This window comes from Stutzerimonas sp. 21-1 (assembly GCF_056336065.1).
Window position 1 is genome coordinate 1,626,957 of the sequence record NZ_CM150500.1, and the last position, 24,535, is coordinate 1,651,491.

The 24,535-nt window shown below is 61.4% G+C and carries 21 protein-coding genes; 20 read left to right on the forward strand and 1 reads right to left on the reverse strand.

Annotation, left to right across the window (positions count from 1 at the left end; genetic code table 11):
• Positions 1-14 precede the first annotated feature (14 nt).
• Entirely contained in the window at positions 15-797 is a 783-nt protein-coding gene (map, locus tag AC0ZJQ_RS08035) for a type I methionyl aminopeptidase (protein ID WP_314020311.1), read from the reverse strand.
• A 272-nt stretch (positions 798-1,069) separates the two neighbouring features.
• Here map and rpsB point away from each other — a divergent pair, with 272 nt between their 5' ends.
• From rpsB to kdsA, 20 genes are all read left to right on the forward strand, one after another.
• The gene (gene rpsB, locus AC0ZJQ_RS08040; protein WP_237264985.1) at positions 1,070-1,810 is read left to right on the forward strand and encodes a 30S ribosomal protein S2; all 741 of its coding nucleotides are present in this window, start codon (positions 1,070-1,072) and stop codon (positions 1,808-1,810) included.
• A gap of 124 nt (positions 1,811-1,934) precedes the next feature.
• Positions 1,935-2,798, forward strand: a complete 864-nt coding sequence (tsf, locus tag AC0ZJQ_RS08045) for a translation elongation factor Ts (protein WP_008566878.1) — start codon at positions 1,935-1,937, stop codon at positions 2,796-2,798.
• Between the two features lie 194 nt (positions 2,799-2,992).
• Positions 2,993-3,736, forward strand: a complete 744-nt coding sequence (pyrH, locus tag AC0ZJQ_RS08050) for a UMP kinase (protein ID WP_008566879.1) — start codon at positions 2,993-2,995, stop codon at positions 3,734-3,736.
• Positions 3,733-4,290, forward strand: a complete 558-nt coding sequence (gene frr / locus AC0ZJQ_RS08055) for a ribosome recycling factor (protein WP_008566880.1) — start codon at positions 3,733-3,735, stop codon at positions 4,288-4,290. The genes pyrH and frr overlap by 4 nt, the downstream gene beginning before the upstream one ends.
• A 135-nt stretch (positions 4,291-4,425) precedes the next feature.
• Positions 4,426-5,187, forward strand: coding sequence for a polyprenyl diphosphate synthase (uppS, locus tag AC0ZJQ_RS08060; RefSeq protein WP_237264986.1), 762 nt, complete (start codon positions 4,426-4,428; stop codon positions 5,185-5,187).
• Entirely contained in the window at positions 5,181-5,996 is an 816-nt protein-coding gene (locus AC0ZJQ_RS08065) for a phosphatidate cytidylyltransferase (RefSeq protein WP_237264987.1), read from the forward strand. Before uppS ends, AC0ZJQ_RS08065 begins: the two co-directional genes overlap by 7 nt.
• Positions 5,981-7,183, forward strand: coding sequence for a 1-deoxy-D-xylulose-5-phosphate reductoisomerase (gene ispC, locus AC0ZJQ_RS08070; RefSeq protein ID WP_314020312.1), 1,203 nt, complete (start codon positions 5,981-5,983; stop codon positions 7,181-7,183). The genes AC0ZJQ_RS08065 and ispC overlap by 16 nt, the downstream gene beginning before the upstream one ends.
• A 13-nt stretch (positions 7,184-7,196) precedes the next feature.
• Positions 7,197-8,549 (forward strand): RIP metalloprotease RseP, encoded by a 1,353-nt coding sequence (rseP, locus tag AC0ZJQ_RS08075; RefSeq protein WP_237264988.1) that lies wholly within the window; start codon positions 7,197-7,199, stop codon positions 8,547-8,549.
• 69 nt (positions 8,550-8,618) lie between these two features.
• Entirely contained in the window at positions 8,619-11,006 is a 2,388-nt protein-coding gene (bamA, locus tag AC0ZJQ_RS08080) for an outer membrane protein assembly factor BamA (RefSeq protein ID WP_213663125.1), read from the forward strand.
• A 46-nt stretch (positions 11,007-11,052) separates the two neighbouring features.
• Positions 11,053-11,556 (forward strand): OmpH/Skp family outer membrane protein, encoded by a 504-nt coding sequence (locus AC0ZJQ_RS08085; protein ID WP_003290720.1) that lies wholly within the window; start codon positions 11,053-11,055, stop codon positions 11,554-11,556.
• 2 nt (positions 11,557-11,558) lie between these two features.
• A complete protein-coding gene (lpxD, locus tag AC0ZJQ_RS08090; protein WP_272875813.1) occupies positions 11,559-12,617 on the forward strand; it encodes a UDP-3-O-(3-hydroxymyristoyl)glucosamine N-acyltransferase in 1,059 nt (352 codons plus the stop codon).
• 102 nt (positions 12,618-12,719) lie between these two features.
• Positions 12,720-13,160, forward strand: a complete 441-nt coding sequence (gene fabZ / locus AC0ZJQ_RS08095) for a 3-hydroxyacyl-ACP dehydratase FabZ (protein ID WP_008566888.1) — start codon at positions 12,720-12,722, stop codon at positions 13,158-13,160.
• Positions 13,157-13,933, forward strand: a complete 777-nt coding sequence (lpxA, locus tag AC0ZJQ_RS08100) for an acyl-ACP--UDP-N-acetylglucosamine O-acyltransferase (RefSeq protein WP_008566889.1) — start codon at positions 13,157-13,159, stop codon at positions 13,931-13,933. The genes fabZ and lpxA overlap by 4 nt, the downstream gene beginning before the upstream one ends.
• Before the next feature lies 1 nt (position 13,934).
• A complete protein-coding gene (lpxB, locus tag AC0ZJQ_RS08105) occupies positions 13,935-15,068 on the forward strand; it encodes a lipid-A-disaccharide synthase (protein WP_314020313.1) in 1,134 nt (377 codons plus the stop codon).
• A complete protein-coding gene (gene rnhB, locus AC0ZJQ_RS08110) occupies positions 15,068-15,709 on the forward strand; it encodes a ribonuclease HII (protein ID WP_237264990.1) in 642 nt (213 codons plus the stop codon). Before lpxB ends, rnhB begins: the two co-directional genes overlap by 1 nt.
• Before the next feature lie 99 nt (positions 15,710-15,808).
• On the forward strand, positions 15,809-19,330 hold the full coding sequence (gene dnaE, locus AC0ZJQ_RS08115; protein WP_314020314.1) for a DNA polymerase III subunit alpha: 3,522 nt from the start codon (positions 15,809-15,811) through the stop codon (positions 19,328-19,330).
• A 187-nt stretch (positions 19,331-19,517) separates the two neighbouring features.
• Complete coding sequence (locus tag AC0ZJQ_RS08120) at positions 19,518-20,468, forward strand: acetyl-CoA carboxylase carboxyltransferase subunit alpha (protein ID WP_155553101.1); 951 nt, start codon at positions 19,518-19,520, stop codon at positions 20,466-20,468.
• Positions 20,469-20,569: 101 nt separating this feature from the next.
• Positions 20,570-21,877, forward strand: a complete 1,308-nt coding sequence (tilS, locus tag AC0ZJQ_RS08125; protein ID WP_476477762.1) for a tRNA lysidine(34) synthetase TilS — start codon at positions 20,570-20,572, stop codon at positions 21,875-21,877.
• Positions 21,878-22,029: 152 nt separating this feature from the next.
• Positions 22,030-23,661 carry a CTP synthase gene (locus AC0ZJQ_RS08130; protein ID WP_237264993.1) on the forward strand — a complete coding sequence of 544 codons (1,632 nt, stop codon included), beginning with the start codon at positions 22,030-22,032 and terminating at the stop codon, positions 23,659-23,661.
• Positions 23,658-24,503, forward strand: a complete 846-nt coding sequence (kdsA, locus tag AC0ZJQ_RS08135) for a 3-deoxy-8-phosphooctulonate synthase (RefSeq protein ID WP_476477662.1) — start codon at positions 23,658-23,660, stop codon at positions 24,501-24,503. Before AC0ZJQ_RS08130 ends, kdsA begins: the two co-directional genes overlap by 4 nt.
• The last annotated feature ends 32 nt before the right edge of the window (positions 24,504-24,535 follow it).

Consider the following 24,535-nt stretch of genomic DNA (forward strand, 5'->3'; position numbering starts at 1 on the left):
AAACGATGGAAAGGTCAGGCCGAGGTGCGCGCGATGGTGTCGTCCCGGCGCAGGGTAAAGATCTCGTAGCCGCTGGCGGTGACCAGAATGGTGTGTTCCCACTGGGCGGAGAGCTTGCGATCCTTGGTGATTGCGGTCCAGCCGTCACCGAGCAGGCGTGTTTCGGCGCGGCCCTGGTTGATCATCGGCTCGATGGTGAAGGTCATGCCTTCCTTGAGTTCCATGCCGGTGCCGGCACGGCCGTAGTGCAGTACCTGCGGCTCCTCGTGGAAGACTTTGCCGATGCCATGCCCGCAGTATTCGCGCACGACGGAGAAGCCGTTCTTTTCGGCGTGTTTCTGGATAGCCTCGCCAATATCGCCCAGGCGAGCACCGGGGCGGACCATTTCGATGCCTATATATAGGCATTCCTGAGTCACCTTACACAGCCGCTGCGCCCATTCCGGTACCTGGCCGACGATGAACATCCGGCTGGTGTCACCGTGGTAGCCATCCTTGATCACGGTGATGTCGATATTGACGATGTCGCCATCCTTCAACGGCTTATCGTTGGGAATTCCGTGGCAGACGACGTGATTCAGCGACGTGCAGATCGACTTGGGGAAGCCCTTGTAGTTGAGCGGCGCCGGAATCGCCTCTTGCACGTTGACGATGTAGTCGTGGCAGAGGCGATCCAGTTCATCGGTGGTGACGCCGGCCTTAACATGCTCTTCGATCATTTCCAGTACCTCGGCGGCGAGCCGGCCGGCGATACGCATTTTCTCGATGTCTTCGGGCGTCTTGATGGTGACTGTCATGGGAACTCTCGGGCACGAAAGGAAAGGGCGGTATGTTAGCAGCTTGAGGCAGCAAGCCTGAAGCCGGGCGCTTGCTGTGGCCGACCCGAGCCGCGCATCCAGTGTTCGCCTGTAGCCTGTGCGGGTTTTCTATGCTATAAAACGCGCCGCTCAGCGGGGACCTCCCCGTTGCGCCTGAACCCACACACGCGTCGACACGGTATCCTGGGTGCTCGAAAGAGTTGGATATCGGGACGCGTGGAGGCCTAACCCGACTTATTCGAGGACGTATCATGTCTCAAGTCACCATGCGCGATATGCTGAAGGCCGGTGTGCACTTCGGCCACCAGACCCGTTACTGGAACCCGAAAATGGACAAGTACATTTTCGGCGCGCGCAACAAGATCCACATCATCAACCTTGAAAAGACTCTGCCGATGTTCAACGACGCTCTGCGTTTCGTTGAAAAGCTGGCAGCTGGCAAGAACAAGATTCTGTTCGTCGGCACCAAGCGTTCCGCTGGCAAGATCGTTCGCGAAGAAGCCGCTCGTTGTGGCTCGCCGTATGTCGATCATCGCTGGTTGGGCGGCATGCTGACCAACTACAAGACCATCCGCGCCTCGATCAAGCGCCTGCGTGAACTGGAAGTCCAGTCCCAGGACGGCACCTTCGACAAGCTGACCAAGAAAGAAGCCCTGATGCGCACCCGCGACCTCGAGAAGCTCGAGCGTAGCCTGGGCGGTATCAAGGACATGGGCGGTCTGCCGGATGCGATGTTCGTCATCGACGTCGACCACGAGCGCATCGCTATCTCCGAAGCCAACAAGCTGGGCATTCCGGTCATCGGCATTGTCGATACCAACAGCAGCCCGGAAGGCGTTGACTACATCATCCCCGGTAATGATGACGCCATCCGCGCTGTGCAACTCTATCTGGGCTCGATGGCTGACGCTGTCCTGCGCGGTCGCCAGAACGCTGGTGCCGGTGCCGATGAGTTCGTCGAGGAAGTCGCTTCTGAAGCCGTTCAAGGCTGAGAGTGACGCTCTAGCGTGACACCCGATGGACAAAAAGGGGGCTAGGCCCCCTTTTTGCCACTTCCGAATTGATCGTCCGCGCTGTCGGGCGAATGGTTAGAAACCAATCGAGAGGATTCCGAACATGGCAGAAATCACTGCGGCGATGGTCAAAGAACTGCGCGAGCGTACCGGCCAGGGCATGATGGAATGCAAGAAGGCGCTGGTTGCCGCTGGTGGCGACATCGAGAAGGCGATTGACGACATGCGCGCTTCCGGTGCCATCAAGGCGGCCAAGAAGTCCGGCAACATCGCTGCTGAAGGCGCCATCGCTGTTCGTGTCGAAGGCGGCCGCGGCCTGATCATCGAAGTCAACTCGCAGACCGACTTCCTGGCCCTGCAGGACGACTTCAAGGCGTTCGTCAAGGACAGCCTGGACGAGGCTTTTGAGCAGAAGCTGACCGAAGCCGCTCCGCTGGTTGCTTCGCGCGAATCCGCTCGCGAGGCGCTGGTTGCCAAGTGCGGCGAGAACGTCAACATTCGTCGCCTGACCGCGGTCGAGGGCGAAGTGGTGGGTGCGTACCTGCACGGCCATCGCATCGGCGTGCTGGTGACCCTGAAGGGTGGCGACGCCGAGTTGGCCAAGGACATCGCCATGCACGTGGCGGCCAGCAATCCGGCAGTTCTGAGCCCGGCGGACGTTTCCGAGGAGCTGATCGCCAAGGAGAAGGAGATCTTCCTGCAGCTCAACGCCGACAAGATCGCCGGCAAGCCGGAGAACATCGTCGAGAACATGATCAAGGGCCGCATCAACAAGTTCCTGGCTGAAGCCAGCCTGGTTGAGCAGCCGTTCGTCAAGGACCCGGAAGTCAAGGTCGGTGATCTGGCCAAGAAGGCCGGCGCACAGATCGTTTCCTTCGTTCGCTACGAAGTGGGTGAAGGCATCGAGAAGGCTGAAGTCGATTTCGCTGCGGAAGTGGCCGCTCAGATCGCAGCCAGCAAGCAGTAAAACCTCGGTTCCGCTGTCCCCGAAGAGGCTGCCCGCTTACGCGCGCGGCCTCTTTTTCAGAGAAGCGCACAAATTGTTTTTTCGCTTTATGCTCGCAGCCGGGCACCAAACTGCGCACGCAGTGTCCTAGCGCAGATATTTTTTTGTCTGGCCAATCAATCTAGTCATTTGAACGCCGCAGGAGATACATGCCAATGGCTCAGCAGATGAGTTCACGCAATCCTCGCTACAAGCGCATTTTGCTCAAACTGAGCGGCGAGGCCCTGATGGGCTCCGAAGACTTCGGCATCGATCCCAAGGTGCTGGATCGTATGGCGCTGGAAGTCGGCCAGTTGGTCGGTATCGGTGTGGAGGTCGGCCTGGTCATCGGTGGGGGCAACCTGTTCCGCGGCGCCGCGCTTTCCGCTGCGGGTATGGATCGCGTCACTGGCGACCACATGGGCATGTTGGCAACGGTCATGAACTCGCTGGCCATGCGTGATGCGCTGGAGCGTTCGAATATCCCGGCATTGGTAATGTCCGCGATTTCCATGGTCGGTGTGACCGATCATTACGACCGGCGCAAGGCGATGCGCCATCTCAAGTCTGGCGAGGTCGTGATTTTCTCGGCTGGCACCGGCAACCCGTTCTTCACCACCGATTCGGCCGCCTGCCTGCGCGCCATCGAGATTCAGGCGGATGTCGTACTGAAGGCGACCAAGGTGGACGGCGTCTATACGGCCGATCCATTCAAGGATCCCAACGCCGAGAAATTCGCGCAATTGACCTATGATGACGTGCTCGACCGCAAGCTGGGTGTCATGGACCTCACAGCCATTTGCCTGTGCCGCGACCACAACATGCCGCTGCGCGTCTTCAATATGAACAAGCCTGGCGCCCTGCTGAACATTGTGCTCGGTGGCGCCGAAGGAACCCTGATCGAGGAATCGAACGAATGATCAACGAGATCAAGCAAGACGCGCAGGAGCGTATGAAGAAGACTCTGGAATCGTTGGATAACGCGTTTTCCAAGATTCGTACCGGTCGTGCGCATCCGAGCATTCTCGATAGCGTCATGGTCTCCTACTACGGCGCCGATACACCGCTGCGTCAGGTCGCCAACGTGATCGCCGAGGATTCACGTACGCTTGCGCTGACCGTGTTCGACAAGAGCATGATCCAGGCGGTCGAGAAGGCAATCATGACCTCCGATCTCGGTCTCAACCCGGCAACCGCCGGTACCACCATTCGCGTACCGATGCCGGCCCTTACCGAAGAGACCCGCAAGGGCTTCACCAAGCAGGCCCGCGCCGAAGCGGAGAATGCCCGCGTCGCCGTGCGCAACATTCGCCGTGATGCTCTGGCGCAGCTCAAGGATCTGGTGAAGGAGAAGGAAATCAGCGAAGACGACGAGCGTCGCGGGCAGGACGATGTCCAGAAGCTGACCGACAAGTTCGTCGCAGAAATCGACAAGGCGCTGGAAAGCAAGGAAGCCGATCTGATGGCGGTCTAATCGCCATCCTTGATATCTAGCCGGCACAATGGACGAAACCGCTGCCGGACGCGGCAGTCCAATCGATGCATTTGGCCGGCTTTTGCTGCGCCTCTCATCGTTCGAAGCGTGTTTCAGCGCAAGTAGAGTTGTTTGATGGAAAAGGTCAGGCAGATCGCTGGACGGAGTATTCCCCGTCACGTGGCGATCATCATGGATGGCAATAACCGCTGGGCAAAGAGGCGCTTGTTGCCGGGTGTGGCTGGGCACAAGGCGGGTGTCGACGCGGTGCGCGCGGTCATCGAGGTGTGTGCCGAGTCTGGTGTGGAAGTGTTGACCCTGTTCGCTTTCTCCAGCGAAAACTGGCAGCGTCCCGCCGATGAAGTCGGTGCGCTGATGGAGCTGTTTCTCAGGGCTCTGCGCCGAGAGGCCCGCAAGCTGAACGACAACGGTATCCGCCTGCGGATTATTGGTGACCGGTCGCGATTCCACCCCGAATTGCAGGCGGCGATGCTCGAGGCCGAGGCGATTACCACGCACAACCATCGTTTCATACTGCAGGTCGCGGCCAATTATGGCGGGCAATGGGACATTCTCCAGGCCACCCGTCAGCTGGCGGCTGAGGCTCAGGCCGGACGCTTGAGTCCCGATGAGATCACGCCTGCGCTGTTTCAGGGCTACCTCGCTACGGGCGATCTGCCGCCACCTGACTTGTGCATCCGTACGGGTGGCGAGCGACGCATCAGTAATTTCCTTCTGTGGCAGCTGGCTTACGCGGAGCTCTATTTCTCCGATCTGTTCTGGCCTGACTTCAAGCATCAGGCGATGCGTCGCGCCCTGGTCGATTTCGCCTCGCGTCAACGTCGCTTCGGCAAGACTGGCGAACAAGTAGAAAACGAGGTTAGAGCCGAATGCTGAAGCAGCGGATCATCACGGCAGCGCTATTGTTGCCTGTTGCCATCGTGGGATTTTTTTACCTCGAAGGCATCGCCTTCGCCCTGTTCATTGGTCTGGTCGTGACACTGGCCGCCTGGGAGTGGGCGCATCTCGCGGGCTTCAATGCGCAGCCGGTACGCATTGCCTACGCCGCCCTGGTAGCGCTGCTGCTGGCGGCGCTTTCTCAGCTTCCAGCGCTGGCGCCCTGGTTGATGCTTGCGGCGGTGCTCTGGTGGATTGCGGCAACCGCGCTGGTGGTCGGCTACCCGCAGAGCCGGCGTTTCTGGGGCGGAGCCCCGGGCAGTCTGCTGATCGGTTTGCTGATTCTGCTGCCGGCTTGGCAGGCGCTCCAGATACTCAAGCAATGGCCGTCTGGCAACTGGCTGATCATCGCGGTGATGGTTCTGGTCTGGGCGGCGGATATCGGTGCGTATTTTTCCGGCAAGGCATTCGGTCGGCGAAAGCTGGCGCCCGCCGTCAGTCCGGGTAAGAGCTGGGAAGGTCTCATCGGCGGCTTGCTGGCCAGCCTCGCCATCACGCTGGCGGTTGGGCTCAATCGCGGCTGGAGCGCGCGCGAGTTGGTGCTTGCAATGCTTGGCGCAGCGTTGGTGGTGGGTGTCTCGGTAATTGGAGACCTGACCGAAAGCATGTTCAAGCGTAGTGCCGGAATCAAGGATAGCAGTCAGCTCCTGCCGGGCCACGGCGGGGTGATGGATCGCATCGACAGCCTCACTGCGGCGATTCCCCTGTTTGCAGTGCTGCTCTGGCTGGGGGGATGGGGGGCATGGTGACGCGACCGCTGCTCGTTACGGTGCTGGGCGCTACCGGCTCGATCGGACTTAGCACGCTCGATGTGGTGGCGCGCCATCCACAGCGCTACCAGGTCTTCGCCCTGACTGCATTTACACGGATGGCTGATTTGCACAAGCTGTGCTTGTTGCATCGGCCGCGTTATGCCGTGGTGGCGGAGGAAGCTCAGGCACGTGTCCTGCAATCTGAGTTGGCGCGCGATGGTGTGTCCACGCGGGTTTTGGTGGGCGAAGGCGGTTTGTGCGAGGTGGCGGCTCATCCGGAGACGGATGTGGTGATGGCCGCGATTGTTGGTGCCGCCGGCCTGCGTCCCACTTTGTCTGCCGTACAGGCTGGCAAGCGCGTCCTGCTTGCCAATAAGGAAGCGCTGGTAATGTCCGGCGGGCTGTTCATGCAGGCGCTGCGTGACAGCGGAGCGGTGTTGCTGCCCATCGACAGCGAACACAATGCGATCTTTCAGTGCCTGCCGCGCGATTATGCGCGCGGTATGGCTGAGGTCGGTGTGCGGCGCATTCTGCTGACCGCGTCCGGCGGTCCTTTCCGCGAACTGCCGGCAGCCGCTCTCGCCAGCGTTACGCCTGAACAGGCTTGCGCGCATCCGAACTGGTCCATGGGGCGCAAGATATCGGTCGACTCCGCCAGCATGATGAATAAAGGGCTCGAACTGATCGAGGCGTGTTGGCTGTTCGATGCTCGCCCGGATCAGGTCGAAGTGGTAGTACACCCGCAAAGCGTCATTCATTCGATGGTCGACTATGTCGATGGTTCGGTGCTCGCCCAGTTGGGTAATCCCGATATGCGTACGCCCATCGCCCATGCGCTGGCCTGGCCCGAGCGCATGGACTCTGGCGTGTCCGCGCTCGATCTGCTGCGCATCGGTCGGCTTGATTTCCAGGCTCCGGATGAACAGCGCTTTCCTTGTCTGCGCCTCGCCCGGCAGGCCGCGGAGGCGGGCGGTACCAGCCCGGCGATGCTCAATGCGGCTAACGAAGTGGCAGTCGACGCGTTTCTCGATCGGCGGATTCGTTTCACTGAAATCGCGGGTATTATCGGTGATGTACTGGATCGCGAGGCATCGGTTCCGGCTCGCTGCCTTGAGGACGTACTGACGGCAGATCGGCAGGCTCGGGCTCTCGCCGGATCCTGGCTCGATCGTCACGGGCGTTAGCCTGGAGGATTCGATGGGCACGCTTTATATGATTGTCGGCACTCTCGTCGCTCTGGGGGTGCTGGTTACTTTTCACGAGTTCGGACATTTCTGGGTGGCGCGGCGCTGTGGCGTCAAGGTCCTGCGCTTTTCGGTCGGATTCGGTAAGCCGCTCCTGCGTTGGTCAGATCGTCACGGCACCGAGTTCGTGATCGCCGCAATTCCCTTGGGCGGCTACGTCAAGATGCTCGACGAGCGGGAGGCCGAGGTGCCGGAGGCATTGCTCGGTGGTGCGTTCAATCGCAAGTCCGTGCGTCAGCGCTTCGCTATCGTTTCGGCTGGACCTCTGGCCAATTTTTTACTCGCCCTAGTGTTCTTCTGGCTGCTGGCAATGCTTGGCAGTGAACAGGTGAGGCCCGTTATCGGCGCGGTGGAAGCAGGCAGTCTCGCCGAACGGGCTGGACTGGCGGCAGATGAGGAAATTCTTGCCGTCAACGGCAAGCGGGTGGCGGGCTGGGGAGAGGTCAATCTGCAGCTGGTTCGGCGTCTCGGTGAAAGCGGCCAGCTGGACCTGACGGTGCGCGAGCTGGGCGCATCGCAGGAGCAGCACCGCCAGATTGTGCTGCATGAGTGGCTGAAGGGCGTCGAGGAGCCGGACCCGATCGGTGCGCTCGGTATTCGTCCATGGCGTCCTCAGGTAGCCCCTGTAATCGCGCAGCTTGATCCCGAGGGGCCGGCACGGTCGGCTGGCGTCGTTCTCGGCGATCGTCTGCTGAGCCTGAATGGCCAGTCGCTGGCGGACTGGCAGCAGGTTATCGACCAAGTCGGGAGCCTGCCAGGTCAACCGGTTCGCTTGGTTGTTGAGCGGGAAGGGCGACAAGAGGAAATCGCATTGACCCTTGGTGTCCGCGGCGAAGGGGCATCCGCTCGGGGTTATCTCGGCGCGGGTGTCGCTGCAGGCGAGTGGCCCGCCGAAATGCTGCGTGAGGTTAGCTTCGGCCCGCTCGAGGCGATGGTCGAAGGGGGCAGGCGAACCTGGGCGATGAGCCTTCTGACGCTCGATTCGCTGAAGAAAATGCTGCTCGGAGAGCTGTCGGTAAAAAACTTGAGCGGTCCGATAACCATTGCTAAAGTGGCGGGCGCTTCTGCCCAGTCGGGTCTGGGGGATTTTCTGAATTTCCTCGCCTATTTGAGCATTAGTCTGGGGGTTCTCAATCTTCTGCCTATCCCGGTACTCGACGGGGGCCATTTGCTCTTCTATTTGGTCGAGTGGGTTCGAGGCCGGCCTTTGTCGGATCGAGTCCAGGGGTGGGGGATGCAGATCGGTATCACACTGGTCGTCGGAGTGATGCTGCTGGCGCTGGTCAACGATATCGGCCGTCTGTGACGCGGGCTTCTTAATGTCGTTGCGCCAAACGCGAGTTCATTTTTTCAGGTTTGAATAAGAAAGGACTTCATGAAACGTCTGCTGCTACCTGCGGTAATTTCCGCGTTGATGATCGCCGAAGTTCACGCTGAGTCCTTCACCATCTCCGATATCCGGGTCAACGGTTTGCAGCGGGTTTCCGCCGGTAGCGTATTCGGCGCGCTGCCGCTGAATGTGGGCGATGCCGCCGATGACGGACGCCTGGTCGAGGCCACCCGCGCATTATTCAAGACTGGCTTCTTTCAAGACATCCAGCTCGGCCGCGAAGGTAACGTGCTGGTAGTCAGTGTGGTCGAGCGTCCATCGATCTCAGCCATCGAAATCGAAGGCAACAAGGCCATCAAGACGGAGGACCTTCTTGCCGGTCTGCAGCAGTCGGGCCTTGCCGAGGGCGAAATCTTCCAGCGTGCCACCCTCGAAGGTGTGCGCAACGAGCTGCAGCGCCAGTACGTCGCGCAAGGCCGCTACTCGGCCACCATCGAAACCGAGGTGGTCGCGCAGCCACGCAATCGCGTGGCCCTCAAGATCAAGATCAATGAAGGTTCGGTCGCGGCCATCAAGCACATCAACGTGGTCGGCAATACGGTTTTCCCTGACGAGGACCTGATCGACCTGTTCGAGCTGAAGACCACCAACTGGTTGTCCTTCTTCCGGAACGATGACAAGTACGCCCGCGAAAAGCTCTCAGGCGACCTCGAACGGTTGCGCTCCTATTACCTGGATCGCGGCTACATCAACATGGATATCACCTCTACCCAGGTATCCATCACCCCTGACAAGAAGGATGTCTACGTCACGGTGAACATCGCCGAAGGCGAGCGTTATACCGTGCGCGAAGTCAAACTCAGCGGTGATCTTAAGGTACCCCAGCAGGAGGTAGAGGCACTGCTGCTGGCCAAAGAAGGGCAAGTCTTCTCGCGCAAGGTAATGACCACCACGTCCGAGCTGATTACTCGTCGTCTGGGCAACGAGGGCTACACCTTTGCCAACGTCAACGGCGTGCCGCAGGCTCATGACGAGGACAATACCGTTTCGATCACCTTCGTGGTTGATCCAGGTAATCGTGCCTACGTTAATCGCGTCAATTTCCGTGGCAATACCAAGACCGAGGACGAAGTACTGCGGCGCGAGATGCGGCAGATGGAAGGTGGCTGGGCATCGACCTATCTGATTGATCAGTCCAAAACCCGTCTGGAGCGTCTTGGCTTCTTCAAGGAAGTCAACGTCGAGACTCCGCAGGTGCCGGGCACCGAGGATCAGATCGACGTCAACTACAGCGTCGAAGAGCAGCCGTCCGGCTCGATCATGGCCAGTGTTGGTTTCGCTCAGAACGCCGGCCTGATCCTGGGTGGTTCGATCAGTCAGAACAACTTCCTAGGCACCGGTAACCGGGTATCGCTGGGGCTGACGCGCAGCGAGTATCAGTCGCGCTACAACTTCGGCTTCGTCGATCCCTACTGGACCGAAGACGGTGTCAGCCTGGGCTACAACGCGTTTTATCGCACCACTGACTACGACGAGCTGGATTACGACGTTTCCAGCTATTCCGTCGATAGCTTGGGTGGCGGTGTGAATATCGGTTATCCAATCAGTGAAACGGCGCGCCTGTCGTTCGGTTTGTCGGTGCAGCAGGACGATCTGGACACCGGTCGCTACACGGTCGATGAAATCTACGACTTCATGGACGAAGAGGGCGATAGCTTCCTTAACTTCAAGGGATCGATAGGCTGGTCCGAGTCGACACTCAACCGCGGCGTGCTGGCCACGCGCGGCCACTCGCAGAGTCTGGTCTTCGAAACGACACTGCCGGGTAGCGATCTGTCGTTCTACAAGCTCGACTACAACGGCCAGCTGTTCGTGCCGATGAGCAAGGACTACACCCTGCGCATGCACACCCGTCTGGGGTACGGTGACGCCTACGGCTCGACCTCGCGGCTGCCGTTCTATGAGCACTACTATGCAGGCGGCTTCAACTCCGTGCGCGGCTTCGAGGACAGCAGTCTGGGGCCACGCAGCACGCCAAGCCGGGCATATGATTCTTCTGGGAATCTGTTGCCGGAAGGCGCCTGTGACTCTTCGGGGCGTTGCACCGATGACCAAGATCCGCTGCCCTTCGGCGGCAACGTGCTCGTCCAGGGCGGTCTGGAAGTGCTATTCCCGATGCCGTTCGTCAAGGATCAGCGTTCGCTGCGCACCTCCGTGTTCTGGGACGTCGGTAACGTCTTCGACACCAACTGTCCTTCCGGCTCGGAAGACTGCAGCGACATCGACTTCGGCGACATGGCCAGCTCGGTGGGCGTCGGCCTGACCTGGATCACGGCGATGGGGCCGCTGAGCTTCAGTCTAGCGATGCCGGTGATGAAGCCGGACGATGCCGATACCCAAGTCTTCCAGTTCTCGCTGGGGCAAACATTCTAACGCTGCAGCGTCGCGCTTCAGTGCCTTTTCAGGAGTGGTGTATACCGTGCGTAAGTTGACTCAGTTGTTCCTCGTCGTCGCAGCCCTGGTTGCGACTCCGGCCTTCGCCGAGATGAAGATCGCGGTGATGAACTATCAGATGGCCCTGCTTGAATCCGATGCCGCCAAGCGTTACGCAGTGGATGCCGAGAAGAAATTCGGTCCCCAGTTGAACAAGCTCAAGACATTGGAAAGCGATGCCAAACGCATCCAAGATCGCCTGGTGAAGGATGGCGACAAGATGCAGCAGGCTGAGCGCGAGCGTTTGGAGCTGGAGTTCAAGCAGAAGGCCCGCGACTTCCAGTTCCAGTCCAAGGAGCTGAACGAGGCCAAGGCTGTTGCCGATCGGGACATGCTCAAGCAGCTGAAACCGAAGCTTGATCAGGCTGTGGAAGAGGTCATCAAGAAAGGTAATTACGATCTGGTGTTCGAGCGTGGCGCGGTGGTCGATGTCAAACCGCAGTTCGACATAACCCGCCAGGTCATCGAGCGCATGAACCAGCTGCGCTGATCATGTCTTCTATCGTGTATACGCTCGGCCAGTTGGCCGAGCTGCTGGGCGCCACGCTGCGTGGCGATGCGTCTCGGCCGATCTACGGTCTGGCGACGCTGCAGGACGCGGGGCCGCAGCATCTCACCTTTCTGGCCAATGCCCAGTATCGCAAGTTCCTTGAAGATACCTGTGCCGGCGCGGTGCTGCTGACGCCCGAGGATGCCGGCGACTATAGCGGCGCGGCATTAGTCATCGAAAACCCCTATCTGGCCTACGCCCGCGCCTCGCATCTGTTCGAGACGCGCCCTGCGGTTGCGGCCGGCGTTCATCCGAGTGCGATCATCGCGGCTGATGCTCAGATTGATCCTTCGGCCTGCATCGGTGCCTATGCGGTAATCGAGGCGGGCGCCTGGATCGGCCCCGATGTGGTGATCGGTGCACAGTGTTTCATCGGTGCACGTTGCCGCATCGACGAAGGTGGGCGGTTGGCGCCGCGTGTCACGCTCTATCACGATGTCAGGATCGGCAAGCGGGTGGTCATTCAGTCCGGCGCGGTGATCGGTGGCGAGGGCTTCGGCTTCGCCAACGAGAAGGGCGTGTGGCAAAAGATCGCTCAGATTGGCGGCGTTACCATCGGTGATGACGTGGAGATCGGCTCCAATACCACCATCGATCGCGGAGCGTTATCCGATACGCTGATCGGCAACGGCGTCAAGCTGGATAACCAGATCATGATCGCGCACAACGTGCAGATCGGTGACAACACCGCGATGGCGGGCTGCGCGGGTATTTCCGGCAGCACCAAGATCGGCCGTAACTGCATGATTGCAGGCGGTGTCGGCATGGTTGGACACATTGAGGTCTGCGATAACGTCTTCGTGACCGGGATGACGATGGTGACGCGTTCGATAACCGAGCCGGGCAGCTATTCGTCCGGCACGGCGATGCAAACGGCAGCCGAATGGCGCAAAAGCGCGGCGCGTATTCGCCACCTCGATGATATGGCGCGTCGTCTGCAGCAGTTGGAAAAGCGCCTCGCCGCCGTGACCCCGGATGGGGATACGGCTTCTGATGCCTGAGCTATCTCTCTGATCGCCGTCTTTTTTCAAGGGTAGTGCCTGCCTGCGCCGGCGGTGCGGGCGATGGCGGCTCCCATACTCATTTACGGGCTTTTTGCTGACATGATGGATATCAACGAGATTCGCGAATACCTGCCTCACCGCTACCCGTTTCTGCTGGTAGACCGTGTGGTCGAGCTGGACACGGACGCCAAGCGCATTCGCGCATACAAGAACGTGACCATCAACGAGCCGTTCTTCAATGGCCACTTCCCGCAGCATCCGATCATGCCGGGCGTGCTGATCATCGAGGCGATGGCGCAGGCCGCTGGTCTGCTGGGCTTCAAGATGATGGGGGCGACGCCTTCGGATGGGACCTTGTACTACTTCGTCGGTTCCGACAAGCTGCGCTTTCGCCAGCCGGTGCTGCCGGGCGACCAGCTGGTACTCGAGGCGAAGTTCCTCGGCGTCAAGCGCGGCATCTGGAAGTTCGAGTGCCAGGCCAGCGTCGATGGCAAGGCGGTTTGCTCGGCCGAAATCATTTGTGCGGAACGCGAACTATGACTTTGATCGACCCTCGCGCCATCGTCGATCCCACGGCCAGACTGGCGGATGACGTCCAGGTCGGACCGTGGTCGATCATCGGGCCGAATGTCGAAATTGGTGAGGGAACGGTGATCGCGTCGCACGTGGTCATCAAGGGGCCGACCGTGATCGGCCGGCACAACCGGATCTTCCAGTTTTCCTCGGTCGGCGAGGACACTCCGGATCTCAAGTACAAGGGTGAGCCGACTCGGCTGGTGATCGGCGATCACAACGTGATCCGCGAAGGCGTGACGATCCATCGTGGCACCGTACAGGATCGTTCCGAGACCACGCTCGGTGATCACAACCTGATCATGGCCTACGCGCACATCGGCCACGACAGCGTGATCGGCAATCACTGCATCCTGGTCAACAACACGGCCCTGGCGGGCCACGTCCACGTTGGCGACTGGGCCATCCTCTCTGGCTACACCTTGGTGCATCAGTTCTGCCATATCGGCGCGCACAGCTTTTCCGGCATGGGAACCGCCATTGGTAAGGACGTGCCGGCGTTCGTCACCGTGTTCGGCAACCCCGCCGAGGCACGCAGCATGAATTTCGAGGGCATGCGCCGGCGTGGCTTCAGCGATGAAGCCATTCATGCGCTGCGCTGTGCCTACAAGGTGGTTTACCGCAAGGGACTGACTGTGGAGGCGGCGCTGGCGGAGCTGGCGGAGGACGCCAAGACATTCGCGGAGGTGGCGATGTTCCGTGACTCCATCCAGGCCTCGACCCGCGGTATTACCCGCTGATATGCGCGCGCCGCTGAAGGTTGCGCTGGTAGCCGGTGAATCGTCCGGCGACATTCTCGGCGCCGGATTGATGCAGGCGCTCAAGGCGCGCCATCCCGATGTGCAGTTCATCGGTGTCGGTGGCGCGCGGATGGAAGCCGAAGGCCTGACGTCGTACTTCCCGCTTGAGCGTCTGGCGGTAATGGGGCTCGTGGAGGTGCTGGGGCGGCTTCCCGAGTTGCTGGCGCGGCGCCGGCAGCTGTTGCGCGATCTGCTCGAGGCGCGACCGGATGTGTTCATCGGTATCGATGCGCCGGACTTCAATCTGGATCTTGAGCTCAAGCTGCGCCGTGCGGGTATCCGCACCGTTCACTACGTCAGTCCCTCGGTGTGGGCCTGGCGGCAGAAACGGGTCTTCAAGATTCGCGATGCCTGCGACCTCATGCTGACGTTGTTTCCATTCGAGGCGAAGTTCTATGAGGAGCACCGGGTTCCGGTGCGCTTCGTCGGGCATCCGCTGGCCGACACGATTCCGCTGCAAACCGAGCGTGAACCAGCGCGCCAGGCCCTCGGTCTGCCCGCGCAGGGAATGGTTGTTGCCTTGCTGCCGGGAAGTCGGGGCGGCGAAGTGGCGCGTCTCGGCGAGTTGTTCCTGGCTGCGGCCGAGCGCCTGCGTGCGATGCGGCCAGGTGTGCATTTTGTGCTGCCCTGCGCCAGCCCTGAGCGTCGTACGCAACTGGAGGCCATGTTGGCCGGGCGCGACCTGCCGCTGACCCTGGTGGATGGGCGCTCTCACGAAGCGCTGGCAGCGTGCGATGCTGTGCTGATCGCTTCGGGCACGGCAACGCTGGAGGCCTTGCTGTTCAAACGGCCGATGGTCGTCGCCTACAGTGTTGCACCGTTGACTTTCCGCATTCTCAAACGCCTGGTGAGAAGCCCATACGTGGCCTTGCCTAATCTGCTGGCGCAGCGCCTGTTGGTGCCTGAGCTACTGCAGGAGGCGGCGACCCCCGAGGCGCTGGCTCAGGCTCTGTCGCCGCTGCTCGACAACGGCGATGTGCAGACCGAGGATTTTGACCGAATCCACCGCACCCTGCGCTGCGAGGCCTCCAGCCAGGCGGCGGACGCGGTGCTTGGCCTGATCGGGCAAGGCTGATGCAGTTAGGTCTCGACTTCGATCTGGTGCAGGAGCTGGTCGCTGGCGTCGACGAAGTCGGCCGTGGCCCACTGTGCGGTCCGGTGGTCACGGCGGCGGTGATCCTCGATCCATTGCGACCGATTCAGGGACTCAATGATTCGAAGAAACTCAGCGAAGCCCGACGTGAGGCGCTGTTCGACGAGATTCAGGAAAAGGCGCTGGCCTGGTGCATCGCTCGCGCCGAGGTGGAAGAGATCGATCGGCTGAACATTCTGCACGCCACCATGCTGGCCATGCAGCGTGCGGTCGAAGGGCTGAGCGTGGTGCCGCGACTGGCACTGATCGACGGCAACCGCTGTCCCGTTCTGGCGGTGCCCAGTGCGGCGGTGGTGCAGGGCGATGCCAGCGTGCCGGCGATCGCTGCCGCCTCGATTCTTGCCAAGGTCAGTCGCGACCGGGAAATGCAGGCGCTGGATCTGGTTTACCCAGGCTACGGACTGGCCGGCCACAAAGGGTACCCGACTCCGGCGCACCTCCAGGCGTTGGAAAGCCTCGGGCCGACGCCCATCCATCGGCGCTCCTTCGCGCCAGTGCGCGTGCTCCTTGAGCGAGCCGCACTCACATGCACCGCCGCGGCGGTTGGCGAGTTGGTCAGCTGACCGCCAACTGTCACAGCGCCTTCTGGCGCCATCCGCGGTCCGTTGACCGGCTTTCCGTTACAATCGCCGGCTTGTCACCGCCGCTACCGGGATTCGTTCATGTCCGTTTCGTTCGTCCATCTTCGCCTGCATACCGAGTTCTCGCTGGTCGACGGCCTGGTGCGCGTCAAGCCGCTGACCAAGGCGGTCGCCGGTACCGGAATGCCCGCCGTGGCGGTGACGGATCAGAGCAACATGTGTTCGCTGGTCAAGTTCTACAAGGCGGCACTGGGCGCTGGGATCAAGCCCATCTGCGGCGCCGACATCTGGCTGGCCAGCCGCGAGGAGGATGGTCCGCTCAGTCGGCTGACCTTGCTGGCGATGAACGCCAAGGGCTATCGCAACCTCACCGAATTGGTGTCCCGTGGTTGGACTGAGGGCCAGCGCAACGATCTGGTTGTCATCGAGCGCGACTGGGTCAAGGACGCGGCCGAAGGTTTGATCGCATTGTCAGGAGCCAAGGAAGGAGAGATCGGCCAGGCCCTGCTCAATGCTGACGAAGGGCTGGCCGAGGCGTTGCTGCAGGAATGGGGTGCGGTGTTCGCCGAGCGCTTCTACCTGGAAGTGCAGCGCACCAGTCGCGTCAACGATGAAGAGTATCTCCATGCCGCGGTGGCGCTTGCCGAACGCTGCGGCGCGCCGCTGGTGGCGACCAATGACGTGCGCTTCCTCCGGCAAGAAGATTTCGAGGCCCATGAGACGCGAGTCTGCATCGGCGAGGGGCGCACCCTCGATGACCCGCGCCGCCCACGCAACTATTCCGACCAGCAGTACCTGAAGACCCCCGAGGAAATGGCCGAGCTGTTCGCCGATCTGCCGGAGGCGCTGGAAAACACTGTCGAAATTGCCAAGCGCTGCAACATTGAAGTGCAACTGGGCACCTACTTCCTGCCCAACTTCCCGGTGCCCGCCGGGATGACCATTGACGACTACCTGCGTAAGGTCTCGTACGAGGGGCTGGAAGAGCGCCTGGAAGTCCTGCTGCCCAAGGACACGCCCGATTACGCGGCGAAGAAGCAGGTGTACATCGACCGCCTCGAGTTCGAGCTGGGCACCATCATCCAGATGGGCTTCCCCGGTTACTTCCTGATCGTGATGGACTTCATCAAGTGGGCGAAGAACAACGGCGTGCCGGTGGGCCCTGGCCGGGGGTCGGGCGCCGGCTCGCTGGTCGCCTATGTGCTGAAGATTACCGATCTCGACCCGCTGGCCTACGACCTGCTGTTCGAGCGCTTCCTCAACCCCGAGCGGATCTCGATGCCCGACTTCGACGTCGACTTCTGCATGGACGGCCGCGACCGGGTGATCGACTACGTGGCCGAGGCCTATGGGCGCAACGCGGTGAGTCAGATCATCACCTTCGGTTCGATGGCGGCTAAGGCAGTGGTGCGCGACGTCGCGCGGGTGCAGGGCAAGTCCTATGGTCTGGCTGATCGCCTGTCGAAGATGATTCCCTTCGAAGTCGGCATGACCCTGGAAAAGGCCTACGAGATGGAGGAGCCGCTGCGCGATTTCCTCGCCGTCGACGAGGATGCCCGGGAAATCTGGGACATGGCGCTCAAGCTCGAAGGCATCACCCGCGGCACCGGCAAGCACGCTGGCGGTGTGGTGATCGCTCCGACCAAGCTCACGGATTTTGCGCCGATCGCCTGTGACGAGGAGGGCGGCGGCCTGGTGACCCAGTTCGACAAGGACGACGTCGAGCAGGCTGGCCTGGTCAAGTTCGACTTCCTCGGTCTGCGCACCCTGACCATCATCAAATGGGCGCTGGAGACCATTAACCGCGAGCAGGCCAAGAAGGGCCTGGAGCCGGTCAATATCGATTTCATCCCGTTGGATGACAAGCCCACCTACCAGCTGTTGCAGAAGGCCGAGACCACGGCCGTGTTCCAGCTCGAATCGCGCGGCATGAAGGAGCTGATCAAGAAGCTCAAGCCCGACTGCCTGGAAGACCTCATCGCACTCGTGGCGCTGTTCCGCCCCGGTCCGCTGCAGTCGGGCATGGTGGATGACTTCATCAACCGCAAGCACGGTCGTGCCGAAGTTTCCTATCCGCACCCGGACTATCAGTACGCGGGCCTCGAGCCAGTGCTCAAGCCCACCTACGGCATCATCCTGTACCAGGAACAGGTGATGCAGATCGCCCAGGTGATGGCTGGTTACACCCTCGGCGGCGCCGATATGCTGCGTCGGGCGATGGGCAAGAAGAAGCCCGAAGAGATGGCCAAGCAGCGCGGCGGCTTCATCGAGGGTTGCGCCAATAACGGTATCGATGGGGAGCTGGCGGGCAACATCTTCGATCTGGTGGAGAAATTCGCCGGCTACGGTTTCAACAAGTCGCACTCGGCTGCCTACGGCCTGGTCTCGTACCAGACTGCCTGGCTCAAGGCGCATTACCCCTCGCCGTTCATGGCTGCAGTGCTCTCGGCGGATATGCACAACACCGACAAGGTGGTGATCCTCATCGAGGAATGCCGCAGCATGAAGCTGCGTATCGATCCGCCCGATGTGAACGTCTCCGAGTTCAAATTCACCGTCAACGACGATGGCCGCATCGTCTACGGTCTGGGCGCGGTCAAGGGCGTCGGCGAAGGTCCGGTCGAGGCGATTGCCGAATGCCGCGCCGCAGGCGGGCCGTTCAAGGACCTGTTCGATTTCTGCAGTCGCGTGGACTTGAAGCGCATCAACAAGCGCACGCTGGAAGCGCTGATCCGTTCCGGCGCGCTGGATCGCCTTGGGCCCTACTTCCACGAGGAAGCCAAGGCCTACCAAGCCAACATCGACCGTAATCGTGCGGTGCTGCTGGCGGCGATGGAAGAGGCGGTGCAGGCTGCCGAACAGACGGCGCGCAGCGAGGAAAGCGGCCACATGGACCTGTTCGGCGGGCTGTTCGCCGAACCCGAGGCGGATGTCTACGCCAATCATCGCAAGGCGCGTGAGCTGTCGCTCAAGGAGCGTTTGAAGGGTGAGAAAGATACCCTCGGGCTGTATCTCACGGGCCATCCCATTGACGAGTACGAGGGCGAGGTGCGGCGTTTCGCCCGGCAGCGCATCGTCGACCTGCGGCCGGCGCGCGATACCCAGACCGTGGCCGGGCTGATCGTCAATCTGCGGGTGATGAAGAACAAGAAGGGCGACAAGATGGGCTTCATCACCCTCGATGACCGCTCCGGGCGCATCGAGGCGTCGCTATTCGCCGAAGCCTTCAACACCGCTCAGGCGCTGCTACAGACGGATGCGCTGGTGGTGGTTGAAGGCGAAGTCAGCAACGACGACTTTTCCGGCGGCCTGCGGCTGCGCGCCAAGCGGGTGATGAGTCTGGAGGAGGCGCGTACCGGGTTGGCCGAAAGCCTGCGGGTGAAGGTCGCCAGCGACGCGCTCAAAGGTGATCGGATGCGCTGGCTTGCCGATGTATTCGGGCGGCATCGTGGCGCCTGTCCAATCACGCTCGAATACACTGGGGCCGATGCGCGTGCATTGCTACAGTTTGGCGAGAACTGGCGGATCGATCCAGCAGACAACTTGATTCAGGCGTTGCGTGACCAGTTCGGACGCGACAACGTCTTCCTGCAATACCGATGACGGGTGGTCGCTACCGAGCACCCTGATCCCTTGGCACTGCCCGCGTAGTGCCAGAACGGCCCGGTCTCGATCGGGTCATGGTTCCGAACAATTTTTGTTCGACCTCGAAGCGCCGCTCCCGTAAGGTATGGCGCAAAAAACGGAACAGCCTCCCGGCCGCCTGGCCGTCGACGCATGACGGATGCCTATGAACCCGAATTTTCTCGATTTCGAACAGCCGATTGCCGACCTGCAAGCCAAGATCGAAGAGTTGCGCCTGGTCGGCAACGATAACTCGCTGAACATCGGCGACGAGATTGCCCGCCTGCAGGACAAGAGCGAATCGCTCACCGAAAGCATTTTCGGCAATCTGACCAGCTGGCAGATCGCCCGCCTGGCCCGCCACCCGCAGCGTCCCTACACGCTGGATTACATCAATCATCTGTTCACCGAGTTCGAAGAGCTGCACGGAGATCGCCATTTCTCCGATGACGCTGCCATCGTCGGTGGCACGGCCCGCCTGAACGGCCAGCCGGTAATGGTGATCGGTCACCAGAAGGGTCGTGAAGTACGCGAGAAGGTGCGCCGCAACTTCGGCATGCCGCGTCCGGAGGGCTATCGCAAGGCTTGCCGCCTGATGGAAATGGCCGAGCGCTTCAAGCTGCCGATTCTGACCTTCATCGATACTCCCGGCGCCTATCCGGGCATCGATGCCGAGGAGCGCAACCAGAGCGAGGCCATTGCCTGGAACCTGCGTGTGATGGCGCGCCTGAAGACGCCGATCATCGCCACGGTAATTGGCGAGGGTGGTTCCGGCGGTGCGCTGGCCATCGGCGTCTGCGACCAGCTGAACATGCTGCAATATTCCACCTACGCGGTGATCTCGCCGGAAGGTTGCGCCTCGATTCTCTGGCGCACCGCCGAGAAAGCGCCGGAGGCGGCCGAGGCGATGGGTGTGACTGCCGAGCGTCTGAAGGATCTGGGCATCGTCGACAAGGTGATTTCTGAGCCGCTCGGCGGCGCGCATCGCAATCCGGCTGCCATGGCGGCTTCGATGAGCCAGGAGCTGATCAAGCAGCTCGATATGCTCAAGTCGCTGGACACCGATAAGCTGCTGGCGCGTCGTTACGAGCGTCTTATGAGCTACGGCATCGCCTGATCGCGCTGCCATCCACGCGACACGAACGGACAGGTGCACTAATGTGCCCTGTCCGTTTTCATTTGGGGCATTGCACTCTCTGACTTTGCGCCGTGATCGATATGTCTCTTGAAGCCCGTTTGTCGTCTGCGTTGAGTTGCGTCCGTCATGCGCCGCGTTGGTGCGTGGCGTTCTCCGGCGGGCTCGACTCCACGGTGCTGCTGCAGCTCTTGGCCGATCTTGCCCGGCGCGAAACGCTCCCCCCGTTGCGGGCAATCCATGTTCACCACGGCTTGCAGTCCGCGGCGGATGCTTGGCCCGAGCACTGTCGGCGCGTTTGCACGGCGCTTGGGGTTCCGCTTGAGGTGGTGCGCGTGCAGGTCGAGGCGGGGAGCAGCCTGGAGCAGGCAGCGCGGCAAGCACGCTACGCCGCCATCGAACTGCGCCTCGAGGACGGCGAAGTGCTGCTGACCGCGCAGCATCGCGACGATCAGGCCGAAACGCTGTTGTTCCGCCTGTTGCGCGGCGCCGGTGTGCGCGGGCTGGCTGCCATGCCTGCCAGGCGCAGGCTCGGTCGCGGTTGGCTGGTACGGCCGCTGCTTGATGCAAGCAGGGGCGAGCTGGAGGCTCATGCTCGACGCCTGGGGCTGACCTGGGTCGAGGATCCCAGCAACGACAGCCTCGAGTTCTCACGTAACTATCTCCGCCGCCAGGTGATGCCGGTGCTTGCGCAGCGCTGGCCGCAGACGGCAACGACACTGGCGCGCACAGCGGCGCATATGGCCGAAGCGCAGGCGTTGCTGGACCAGCTGGCGGAGATGGATCTTGCGATGATGGCGCCGCCCGGCGCTTACGCATGGCTGCCGGTGCCGAGCCTGGCGCTCGCGCCCATGCTGTCGCTCAGTCCCGCCCGGCAGCGCAATGCACTGCGCCACTGGCTGGCACCGTTCACCGCATTGCCTGACAGCGAGCATTGGCAAGGTTGGGAGTCGCTGTGCGCCGCTGCCGCCGATGCGACGCCCGTGTGGCGGTTGGCCGCGGGCGAACTGCACCGCTGTGGTGATCGCCTGTGGTGGCTGTCGGGATGTTGGTTGCGCCCGGTGGTCGGTTCGGTCGCCTGGAATGATCCTAATCAGTCGCTGCAGTTGCCTGACAACGGCTCGGTGCGGGTTGCGGGCGCTGCCGCGTCGGCGCGTTACGAGGTGCGCTACCGGCAGGGTGGTGAAGTGCTGCGGGTGCCCGGGCGGGGTGGCCGCGATCTCAAGCGCTTGCTCAACGAGGCAGGTGTGCCGCGGTTCGTCAGAGCGCGTCTGCCATTGCTCTACGCCAATGGCCAGCTGGTCGGTGTGGCGAATCTGCCGGGTCTGTGCGCGTTGCCGCTGACGATCCACTGGCAGCCGCCGCCGGCCGACGCAGGTTTGAGCTGGTAGGTGCTTTCCAGTAGACTACGCTCCCGTCTCAATACAGCTTCTGCGGTTTCTTCGAATCCGTGGCAGTTGCGCTATTGCCGCCTGGTGCGCAATGGCATCTTCGCTTTCCCCCGGCGGCGCTGGCCGCTTAACGCAGACTTCTAGGGTTTTTCATGACGCGCTACATCTTCGTCACGGGTGGTGTTGTTTCTTCTTTGGGGAAAGGCATCGCTTCGGCTTCATTGGCGGCCATCCTGGAGGCGCGGGGCCTGAAGGTCACGATGCTCAAGCTGGACCCTTACATCAACGTCGATCCAGGCACCATGAGCCCGTTCCAGCACGGTGAAGTGTTCGTCACCCACGACGGCGCCGAGACCGACCTGGACCTGGGGCACTACGAGCGGTTCATCCGCACCCGTATGACCCAGAACAACAACTTCACCACCGGTCGCGTCTACGAAGACGTGCTGCGCCGCGAGCGCCGCGGTGATTACCTGGGCGCGACCATTCAGGTCATTCCGCATATCACCGACGAGATCAAGCGCCGCATCATCAAGGGTGCTGGTGATGCCGACGTGGCGCTGGTGGAAGTCGGCGGCACCGTCGGCGACATCGAGTCGCAACCGTTCCTCGAGGCGATTCGCCAGCTGCGTGTGGAAGTCGGCGCCAAGCGCGCCATGCTGATGCATCTGACGCTGGTGCCGTACATCGCCACCGCCGGCGAAACCAAGACCAAGCCGACTCAGCACTCGGTGAAGGAGCTGCGCTCCATCGGCCTGCAGCCGGACGTGCTGGTATGTCGTTCGGACCGCGCCATCGATGTGTCTTCGCGGCGCAAGATCGCGCTGTTCACCAACGTCGAAGAGCGCGCAGTGATCAGCCTGCCGGACGCCGATACCATCTACAAGATTCCGGGCATCCTGCATGCGCAGGGTCTGGATGATTACGTCGTCGAGCGTTTCGATCTCAAGTGCGGCGGTGCCGATCTCTCCGAATGGGACCGCGTGGTCGATGCCAAGCTGCATCCGGAGAAGGAAGTCACCATCGCCATGGTCGGCAAGTACATGGAACTTCTCGATGCCTACAAATCTCTGATCGAGGCCATGAGCCACGCCGGCATTCAGAGCCGTACCAAAGTGAACCTGCGCTATATCGACTCCGAAGACATCGAGAACCAGGGCACCGGCTTGCTCGAAGGGGTGGATGCCATCCTCGTACCCGGCGGTTTCGGCCTGCGTGGCGTGGAAGGCAAGATCACCACGGTCAAATACGCCCGCGAGAACAAGATTCCGTACCTGGGCATCTGTCTCGGCATGCAGGTAGCGGTCATCGAGTTCGCGCGTGATGTGCTGGGCTGGACGGACGCCAATTCCACCGAGTTCGACAAGAACAGCGCTCACCCGGTGGTGGGGCTGATCACCGAATGGGAAGATGCCAGCGGTGCGGTAGAAAAACGCTCCGACTCCTCCGACCTCGGTGGCACCATGCGTCTGGGTGCACAGGAGTGCGGTCTGGAGCAGGGCTCGAAGGTATTCGAATGCTATGGCCAGGAGCGCATCGTCGAGCGCCATCGCCATCGCTACGAAGTCAACAACAACCTGCTGCCGCAACTGCAGGCCGCTGGCCTGAAAATTACTGGCCGCTCCGGCGACGGCGCGCTGGTGGAAGTGGTCGAGGCGCCGGATCATCCCTGGTTCGTGGCCTGCCAGTTCCACCCCGAATTCACGTCCACGCCGCGTGATGGTCATCCGCTGTTCAGCGGTTTCGTCAACGCAGCGCTGGGTTACAAGGCGAGCAAGGCATGAGCCAGAAAACCATCCGCGTAGGCAATATCGAGATCGCCAACGACAAGCCCTTCGTGTTGTTTGGCGGCATCAACGTACTGGAGTCCCGCGACCTGGCCATGACGGCCTGCGAGGAGTACGTGCGGGTAACCGAGAAGATCGGCATTCCTTACGTGTTCAAGGCCAGCTTCGATAAGGCCAACCGTTCCTCGATCACCTCGTTCCGCGGCCCGGGCCTGGACGAGGGCATGAAGATCTTCGAGGAAGTGAAGAAGACCTTCGGCGTGCCGGTGATCACCGATGTGCACGAGCCATTCCAGGCCGCTCCGGTGGCCGAGGTCTGCGACATCATCCAGCTGCCGGCCTTCCTCTCGCGGCAGACCGATCTGGTGGTGGCCATGGCCAAGACCGGCGCGGTAATCAATATCAAGAAAGCGCAGTTCCTCGCGCCACAGGAAATGAAGCACATCCTGAAGAAGTGCGAGGAAGCCGGTAACGATCAGCTGATCCTCTGCGAACGCGGCTCGTCCTTCGGCTACAACAACCTGGTCGTCGACATGCTTGGCTTCGGCATCATGAAGTCGTTCGAGTATCCGGTGTTCTTCGACGTCACCCATGCGTTGCAGATGCCGGGTGGTCGCGCCGATTCGGCCGGTGGGCGCCGTGCCCAGGTTACTGATCTGGCCAAGGCGGGGCTGTCCCAAGGGCTGGCCGGGCTGTTCCTGGAAGCTCATCCAGATCCGGACAACGCCAAGTGCGACGGTCCCTGCGCGCTGCGTCTGAACAAGCTGGAACCTTTCCTCACCCAGCTCAAGCAGCTGGATGATCTGGTCAAGAGTTTTCCGCCAATCGAAACTGCTTGAAAGCCTTGCAGCTATCTATGGAGTGTTAATAA

Excerpts from the sequence above, each read along its gene's own strand:
- map (WP_314020311.1), bottom strand. The coding sequence starts at position 797 with ATGACAGTCACCATCAAGACGCCCGAAGACATCGAGAAAATGCGTATC.
- rpsB (WP_237264985.1), top strand. The coding sequence starts at position 1,070 with ATGTCTCAAGTCACCATGCGCGATATGCTGAAGGCCGGTGTGCACTTC.
- tsf (WP_008566878.1), top strand. The coding sequence starts at position 1,935 with ATGGCAGAAATCACTGCGGCGATGGTCAAAGAACTGCGCGAGCGTACC.
- pyrH (WP_008566879.1), top strand. The coding sequence starts at position 2,993 with ATGGCTCAGCAGATGAGTTCACGCAATCCTCGCTACAAGCGCATTTTG.
- frr (WP_008566880.1), top strand. The coding sequence starts at position 3,733 with ATGATCAACGAGATCAAGCAAGACGCGCAGGAGCGTATGAAGAAGACT.
- uppS (WP_237264986.1), top strand. The coding sequence starts at position 4,426 with ATGGAAAAGGTCAGGCAGATCGCTGGACGGAGTATTCCCCGTCACGTG.
- AC0ZJQ_RS08065 (WP_237264987.1), top strand. The coding sequence starts at position 5,181 with ATGCTGAAGCAGCGGATCATCACGGCAGCGCTATTGTTGCCTGTTGCC.
- ispC (WP_314020312.1), top strand. The coding sequence starts at position 5,981 with ATGGGGGGCATGGTGACGCGACCGCTGCTCGTTACGGTGCTGGGCGCT.
- rseP (WP_237264988.1), top strand. The coding sequence starts at position 7,197 with ATGGGCACGCTTTATATGATTGTCGGCACTCTCGTCGCTCTGGGGGTG.
- bamA (WP_213663125.1), top strand. The coding sequence starts at position 8,619 with ATGAAACGTCTGCTGCTACCTGCGGTAATTTCCGCGTTGATGATCGCC.
- lpxD (WP_272875813.1), top strand. The coding sequence starts at position 11,559 with ATGTCTTCTATCGTGTATACGCTCGGCCAGTTGGCCGAGCTGCTGGGC.
- fabZ (WP_008566888.1), top strand. The coding sequence starts at position 12,720 with ATGATGGATATCAACGAGATTCGCGAATACCTGCCTCACCGCTACCCG.
- lpxA (WP_008566889.1), top strand. The coding sequence starts at position 13,157 with ATGACTTTGATCGACCCTCGCGCCATCGTCGATCCCACGGCCAGACTG.
- lpxB (WP_314020313.1), top strand. The coding sequence starts at position 13,935 with ATGCGCGCGCCGCTGAAGGTTGCGCTGGTAGCCGGTGAATCGTCCGGC.
- rnhB (WP_237264990.1), top strand. The coding sequence starts at position 15,068 with ATGCAGTTAGGTCTCGACTTCGATCTGGTGCAGGAGCTGGTCGCTGGC.
- dnaE (WP_314020314.1), top strand. The coding sequence starts at position 15,809 with ATGTCCGTTTCGTTCGTCCATCTTCGCCTGCATACCGAGTTCTCGCTG.
- AC0ZJQ_RS08120 (WP_155553101.1), top strand. The coding sequence starts at position 19,518 with ATGAACCCGAATTTTCTCGATTTCGAACAGCCGATTGCCGACCTGCAA.
- tilS (WP_476477762.1), top strand. The coding sequence starts at position 20,570 with ATGTCTCTTGAAGCCCGTTTGTCGTCTGCGTTGAGTTGCGTCCGTCAT.
- AC0ZJQ_RS08130 (WP_237264993.1), top strand. The coding sequence starts at position 22,030 with ATGACGCGCTACATCTTCGTCACGGGTGGTGTTGTTTCTTCTTTGGGG.
- kdsA (WP_476477662.1), top strand. The coding sequence starts at position 23,658 with ATGAGCCAGAAAACCATCCGCGTAGGCAATATCGAGATCGCCAACGAC.